The 4,280-nt window shown below is 67.1% G+C and carries 4 protein-coding genes and 1 pseudogene; 2 read left to right on the plus strand and 3 right to left on the minus strand.

The window, feature by feature from the left end; all coding sequences use genetic code 11:
- From QZ994_RS18940 to fliF, 3 genes and pseudogenes are all read right to left on the minus strand, one after another.
- Positions 1 to 315, minus strand: a pseudogene (locus QZ994_RS18940) (hypothetical protein); the annotation flags it as partial.
- Positions 302 to 1,297: a flagellar motor switch protein FliG gene (gene fliG, locus QZ994_RS18945; RefSeq protein ID WP_290877376.1), complete on the minus strand. Its 996-nt coding sequence runs from the start codon at positions 1,295 to 1,297 to the stop codon at positions 302 to 304. The pseudogene QZ994_RS18940 and the gene fliG, both read right to left, overlap by 14 nt.
- Positions 1,298 to 1,328: 31 nt before the next feature.
- Entirely contained in the window at positions 1,329 to 3,071 is a 1,743-nt protein-coding gene (fliF, locus tag QZ994_RS18950) for a flagellar basal-body MS-ring/collar protein FliF (protein WP_290877379.1), read from the minus strand.
- 205 nt (positions 3,072 to 3,276) lie between these two features.
- Here fliF and fliE point away from each other — a divergent pair, with 205 nt between their 5' ends.
- Together fliE and QZ994_RS18960 are read left to right on the plus strand one after the other, a co-directional pair.
- Positions 3,277 to 3,627, plus strand: coding sequence for a flagellar hook-basal body complex protein FliE (fliE, locus tag QZ994_RS18955; protein ID WP_290877382.1), 351 nt, complete (start codon positions 3,277 to 3,279; stop codon positions 3,625 to 3,627).
- A gap of 46 nt (positions 3,628 to 3,673) precedes the next feature.
- The coding region (locus tag QZ994_RS18960) for an MFS transporter (RefSeq protein ID WP_290877385.1) at positions 3,674 to 4,280 on the plus strand (607 nt) is incomplete at its 3' end.

Below are 4,280 nucleotides of genomic sequence, written 5' to 3' on the forward strand. Positions count from 1 at the left end.
GCCGAGCGGCACTTCTGCAGCCGGTGCGGCAGCGGGCTGAGGCTGAGGCGGCACCGCACGGGCGGTCTGTGGTGCGTGCTGGGCGGTGCTGGATTTCGGCGGGCGGACCTCCGCGGCAGCACGCTCGGCCAGGGTGGGCTTGCGCACCCCGCCCACGGGCTCAGGTGTGGCTTGGGGGGGCTCGAAAGTCTGCGGGTTCCAGGCCGAAAAGCTGCCCAGCTCCTCGCGGGGGATGAAGCGCGCGTAGGCGTTCGAGGTGTGCCCCGGTGGCTGACCACCGCCCTGCCCGCCTCCCGGTGGCTTAGACGTACTCATCGTCGCCTCCGCTGGCCAGCGTGATCTGGCCTTCGTCGGCCAGGCGTCTCACGATCTTCAGCAGTTCCTTCTGCTCGCCTTCCACCTCGGAGAGCTTGACCGGGCCGCGGGACTCGAGGTCTTCCTTGAGCGTCTCGGCCGCACGGCTGGACATGTTCTTGAACACCTTCTCGCGGATCTCAGGCGAACCGCCCTTGAGCGCGATGATGAGCGACTCGGTCTGCACTTCCTTGAGCATCGCCTGGAAGCCCTTGTCGTCGAGCTTGATCAGGTCGTCGAAGGTGAACATGTTGTCCATGATCTTCTGCGCCAGATCGGCATCGGCCTCGCGGATGTAGTCGAGCACCGAGGTCTCCAGACTGGAGCCCATGAGGTTGATGATCTCGGCGGCCGGCTTCGCCCCGCCCAGGTTGGACTTCTTGACCTGCGCCCCGCCCGACAGCACCCGCGAGAGCACCTCGTTCAGGTCCTTCAGGGCCGAAGGCTGGATGCCGTCCAGCGTGGCGATGCGCACCATCACCTCGTTGCGGTGGCGGTCGCTGAAAGACTTCAGCACCGAAGAAGCCTGGTCCGGGTCCAGGTGAACCAGGATGGCGGCCACGATCTGAGGGTGCTCGTTGCGCAGCAGTTCGGCCACAGAGCCCGCATCCATCCACTTCAGACTCTCGATGCCGGTCACATCGCTGCCCTGGATGATGCGGTCGATCAGCAGGTTGGCCTTGTCGTCGCCCAGCGCCTTGCGCAGCACCGATTTGATGTACTCGTCGGTATCGGGCACCAGCGAGCCCATTTCCACCGCCTCGTCCTTGAAGCGATCGAGCACCTCTTCGATCCGGTCCTTCGTGATCGTCTTGAGCTTGGCGATGGTCTCGCCCAGGCTCTGCACTTCCTTGGGCTCCAGGTGCTTGAAGACGGCCGCGGCCTCCTCCTCCCCCATGGACATGAGGAGGATGGCGGCGTCTTCCAGGCCTTTTTCGTCCATGTCGGCGTCCTTCGGTCTCTTCTTGCAGCGGTCAGTTGTTCACCCAGCCGCGCAGCAGCGTGGCCATGGCCAGGGGGTTCTCGCGGGCCAGCTTGCGGGCGTCTTCCAGGCGCTGGTCCACCGAAGGGCCTTCCAGCGCCGGCAGCGGCTGGCCGTCCGGGCCCAGGACCTGGTTGGCCGCGGCCTCGCCGTCCACGGCGGGCAGTTCGTTGAGGTCGTCGACGACAGCGTCCAGCTTGGGCTTGTCGTCCTCGGTCTCGACCGGCGGCAGCGGCTTGGCCGCATTGATGGCCGGACGGATGGCGCCAAACACCACGATCAGGGCCGCCAGGGTCAGCGCCGCCGGCAGGGCCAGGGTGCGGACGATGTCCAGCGTCTCGGGGCGCTTCCACAGCGGGGTGTCGTCCACCTCTTCCTTGGGCGCCTGGAAGGGCGAGTTGATCACCTTGATCGAGTCACCGCGCTTGTCGTCCATGCCGATGGACTCGCGCACCAGCGCCGTCAGCTTGTCCAGTTCTTCCTGCGGAATCGGCTGGGTCGTGGTCTTGCCCTTGGCATCGGTCACAGTGCGGTGGTTCAGCACCACGGCCGCATTCAGCTTGCGGATGTTGCCCGTGCCGTTGCGCACCACCTTCACGGTCTTGTCGACCTCGTAATTGGTCACGGCCTCACGGCGGCTGGTGCTGCCCGGGCCACCGGCCTGCGTGGCCTGCAGCGCCTGCGAAGCCCCATTGACCGGCGCCGTGGCTGGCGTGGGGGGCTGGTTGGTGGCCGCGCCGGGCACGCCCGTGGGCGATGCGGCACCCTGGCCCTGCTGCTCGCTGGTCTGCTGGCTGCGGATGGCGGCCTGGTTCTTGTCCTGGTTGGGCTTGTACTCCTCGGCCGTCGCCTCGACCTGCGAGAAATCGATCTCGGCCGTCACCTGGGCGCGCAGGTTGTCCTTGCCGATCACCGGCTCCAGGATGTCGCGGATGCGCTGGGTGTAGTTCGCCTCGATCTGGCGCACATACTGCAGCTGCTTGGCGTCCAGGCCCGACTGCGCATCGGTCCCGTCCACCGGGCCCGACAGCAGGGCACCCGTCTGGTCCACGATGCTCACCGCCTTGGGCGACATCTCCGGCACGCTCGACGACACCAGGTGCACGATGCCCGCAATCTGGTCGCGGTCCAGGGTGCGTCCGCCGAACAAGGTCAGCACCACCGACGCCGAAGGCTTTTGCTGCTCCCGGAAGAAACCATTCTGGTTGGGCAGGGCCAGGTGCACCCGGGCCGCCTGCACGCTGGCCAGGGCCTGAATGGAACGGGTCAGCTCGCCTTCCAGCCCGCGCTGGAAGTTCAGGCGCTCCTGAAACTGGGTCACACCGAATTTCTGCGACTCCATCAGCTCGAAGCCCACCACCGAGCCCTTGGGCAGACCGGCCGAGGCCATCTTCAGGCGCAGGTCATGCACCTTGTCGGCCGGCACCATGATGGCGCCACCGCCTTCCGAGTACTTGTAGGGCACCTGCATCTGCTGCAGCTGGGCCACGATGGCCCCCCCGTCCTTGTCCGACAGGTTCGAGTACAGCACCCGGAAATCGCCCTCGCGCCCCCAGAGCAGCAAGGCCACGAAGATCGCCACCAGCGCGACGATGCCGCCCCCCAGCATCACTTTGCGCTGGGTCGGCAGGGCCATGATCCGCTGGCCGAAACCAGGGGGCGCGTTGTCGATCACCTGTTGTTCAGGTGAGGCGACAAGGGCAGCAGAGTTGGAGGGGGCGACGGTGACTTCCATGAGCGCTCGAAGCGGTGGGCCGCGCATCGAAACCACACGATGCCGCAAACCCTTTCGGACTGGCCCATTATTCGGAGTCAGGACGGGCAAAAGTGCCGGGAACAGCCGCCGGATTGCAGCCCTCTTCCCGGCTTGGCGCCCAGGGGAACTGCGTAGGATGCAGACCAGTGGTGAACTGCATCACGCCTTGTCTGCTTATCGGCACATGGACCTCAAACTCAAGCCCTTCGATTTCGCCCAAGCTGCCGCCAAGGCCGGCATGGCCGACGTCGCACGCCGGGTCGAGGCCAAGACCCGCGCCGAGGCCGCAGGGGCCACCGGAGGCGTCGACAAGCCCAGCTTCCAGTCCGCCATGAGCGGGGCCCTGGCCAGCATCAGCCAGAGCCAGGCCACCTCGGCCGCCATGCAGCGCGAGGTCCAGTTCGACAACCCCACCGTCAGCCTGGAGCAGACCATGATCGCCATGCAGAAGGCCCAGTTGGGCTTTCAGTCGGCCGTCCAGGTGCGCAACAAACTCGTGCAGGCCTACACGGATATCATGAACATGCAGGTCTGAGCCCTCCGGCTTGGCTGCCGCCGAGCCCCCACGGCTCTCCCTGCCCATGACATCCCCCGCCTCCACCTCGCCCGCCCGCGGCGCCCTCCTGCCCTTGCCGATCGGGCAACTGCTGGTCTGCGGCGCCTTCATCGTCACCCTCTCCATGGGCATCCGACACGGCTTTGGCCTGTGGCTGCAGCCCATCACCGGCGCCCACGACTGGAGCCGCGAGCAATACGCTTTCGCCATCGCCCTGCAAAACCTGGTGTGGGGCGCCAGTGGCCCGCTGGTCGGCTGGTGGGCCGACCGCAGCGGCGCGCTCAAGGTGCTGTGCACCGGCGCCCTGCTCTACGCCCTGGGCCTGCTGGGCATGGCCACCAGCGACAGCCTGCTGGCCTTCAACCTCAGCACCGGCCTGACCCTGGGCCTGGCCCAGGCCTGCACCACCTATGCCGTGGTCTATGGCGTCATCGGTCGGCATGTCAGCGCCGAGAAGCGCTCCTGGGCCATGGGCATCACCGCCGCAGCCGGCTCATTCGGCCAGTTCCTCATGATCCCCCTGGCCAGCCTGCTCATCGAGCGCCTGGGCTGGTCCGCCGCGCTCATCGCGCTGTCGGCCTCGGCCCTGCTGATCGCGCCCCTGGCCCTCGGCCTGCGCGAGCGCTACCGCG

The organism is Aquabacterium sp., assembly GCF_021768455.1.
GTDB lineage: Bacteria > Pseudomonadota > Gammaproteobacteria > Burkholderiales > Burkholderiaceae_C > Aquabacterium.